This window comes from Streptomyces flavofungini (assembly GCF_041028215.1).
Taxonomy (GTDB): domain Bacteria; phylum Actinomycetota; class Actinomycetes; order Streptomycetales; family Streptomycetaceae; genus Streptomyces; species Streptomyces flavofungini_B.
Genome location: NZ_JASKYR010001081.1, coordinates 1 through 2282 on the forward strand (window position 1 = coordinate 1; position 2282 = coordinate 2282).

Below are 2282 nucleotides of genomic sequence, written 5' to 3' on the forward strand. Positions count from 1 at the left end.
CCCCCGTGCGGGCTTGTGCGGCCCCGCGCGCCGCGTCGCCCGGGCCTCCGGGCGCGGCCACCCTAACTGATCATGCTCATGCCCCTTCGGCCCGCCCAGCAGCCGGTTCCGCCCGCCCGTGACCCCGGCTCAGCCGCTCGACGGCGGGTGCTCCCGGCCCCGGAACGTCCGCCGCTCCCCCGCCTCGTCCGGCGCGGGCGGCGCGTCGGCGAGGCGGATCACCGGGTCGCCCTCGCCCTCGCCGCCCTCGCGCCCCGCGACCACCGGCTTGGCCGCGTGCGCCGCCTTGGCGCGGTACTGCGCCGCGTCGGCGAGGCGGAAGAGGCGGCGCGCCGRGCGCACGGGTCCGATCGGGTCGCCGGTCGACGCGACCCCGCAGGCGACCCCGTCGCCGAGCTCCAACTCATCGGCGCGTACGCAGAGTTCGTCGGCGACGCGGACCACCTCGTCGGCGGTCGGACCGGCGGAGAGCAGACAGAACTCGTCACCGCCGAGGCGCGCGGCCAGCGTGCCCGGCAGCATCGCGCCGCAGAGCGAGAGGACCGAGCCGAAGCGTTCGAGGAGCCGGTCGCCGACCGCGTGGCCCAGGGTGTCGTTCACGCGCTTGAGCCCGTTCACGTCACAGACGACGAGGCTCACCACGGTCCCGTCGGCGCGGTGCCGCTCCACCGCCTCGTCCAGGCGCAGGTCGACCGCGCGCCGGTTGGCGAGCCCGGTCAGCGCGTCCGTGAAGGCCAGCCTGCGCGCCTCCTCCAGGCGCTCGGTCTGCGCGATGCCCGCCGCCACCACCGAGGCGAGGACGGTGGCGAAGTCCGCGTCGGCGCGGCCGAAGACCGGTGCCCCCTTCGGCCGCGCCACGTACAGCTCGCCCCAGGCGCGCCCGTGCAGCACGACCGGCGCGACCACGCAGCAGCCGCGGCCACGCCTGCGCAGCGCGGTGACGCGCTGGTGGCAGTAGCCCGCGAAGCGGTCGCCAGCGGGCCCCTCGACGGTCTCGACCCAGGCGTTGGGCTCGCCGCCGCCCGCCCAGCGCTCGTGCAGGAACTCGGTGATCTCCGGGAACTGGTGGACGGGGTACGCCTCGCGCTCGGGGAACTCCTCCTCGTCCTCGTTCCGTTCGCCCGTGTTCACGAGCACCCGGAGGCGGCCGAGCTCGCGTTCCCACAGGGAGAGCGCGGCGAAGCTCCCGTCCAGCGCGCGGCAGGCGCCCGAAGCCGCCGCGCGCCAGGTCTCGCGCGGGGTGCGCGCGGCGGCCATGCCCTGCGCCAGCTCCACCACGGCCCGCAGCCTGACGTCCTCTCCCATCACCCTAGGCTAGGAGGTTTGCGGCAAAATGGAACTTCGAGACATATCGCTAGCCGCAGCGGGCCGCCCGAGCGGCCCGGAGCGCTCGCGCGCCGCCCCGCGCTCCCCGGTCCGGCGCTCACTCCCCGGGCCACTGCGGCTTCCGCTTCTCGTTGAACGCCGCGACGCCCTCCGCCCGGTCGCCCGAGAACGCCACCGTGCGCCACGCCGCGTCCTCCACCTCAAGGCCCGCGCGCAGGTCGAGGCCGTGTCCGAGGCGCAGGGCGCGCTTGGCCGCACGCAGGCCCACGGGTGAGTTCGCGGCCATGCGGGCGCCGAGCGCGAGTGCCTCCGTACGGGCCCCGCCCTCGGCCGCGACCAGGTCGACCAGGCCCAACTCGCGGGCCTCCGCCGCCTCCACGCGCCGTGCCGAGAAGATCAGCTCGGCGGCGCGGGCGGCGCCGACGCGGCGCGGCAGGAGCTGCGTGCCGCCGCCGCCCGGGATGACGCCGACGGACACCTCGGGCAGCCCCACGACGGTGCTCGGGTCGGCGACGATCACGTCGCAGGAGAGCGCGAGCTCGAAGCCGCCGCCGAGCGCGAAGCCGTTGACGGCGGCGATGGTGGGCATGGGCAGGTCCAGTACGCCGGTGTAGGCGGCCCGCGCGGTGGGGCGCTGGCGCAGCAACTCGGCGTCGCTGAAGGAGTTCCGCTCCTTGAGGTCGGCGCCGACGCAGAACGCCTTCTCGTGCGTGGACGTCACGACCACGACGCGGGCGTCCCCGTCGCCGGAGAGGGCGGCGCAGGCGGCGGCGATGGAGCGGGCCATCTCCGAGGAGACGGCGTTCATGGCCTTGGGGCGGTCGAGGACGAGCTCGACGACATGGCCGTGCCGCCTGACCGCCACATGCTCCCCGTACCGCTGCTCGTCACCCATGACGCCTCCTGAACCTCCGGTTAACGACCGTTACCCATGGATCATGTCAGCCACCGCCCGC

At 75.6% G+C, this 2282-nt stretch carries 2 protein-coding genes; both read right to left on the reverse strand.

Going from position 1 to position 2282, the window contains the following annotated elements; genetic code table 11:
• Positions 1-129: 129 nt before the first annotated feature.
• On the reverse strand, positions 130-1305 hold the full coding sequence (locus AB8Z36_RS38570) for a GGDEF domain-containing protein (RefSeq protein WP_369218025.1): 1176 nt from the start codon (positions 1303-1305) through the stop codon (positions 130-132).
• Between the two features lie 118 nt (positions 1306-1423).
• Positions 1424-2221, reverse strand: coding sequence for an enoyl-CoA hydratase/isomerase family protein (locus AB8Z36_RS38575; protein WP_369218026.1), 798 nt, complete (start codon positions 2219-2221; stop codon positions 1424-1426).
• Positions 2222-2282: the final 61 nt, after the last annotated feature.

What these genes read in the sequence shown, in the direction of transcription:
- AB8Z36_RS38575 (WP_369218026.1), bottom strand. Translation starts at nt 2,221, where the DNA reads ATGGGTGACGAGCAGCGGTACGGGGAGCATGTGGCGGTCAGGCGGCAC.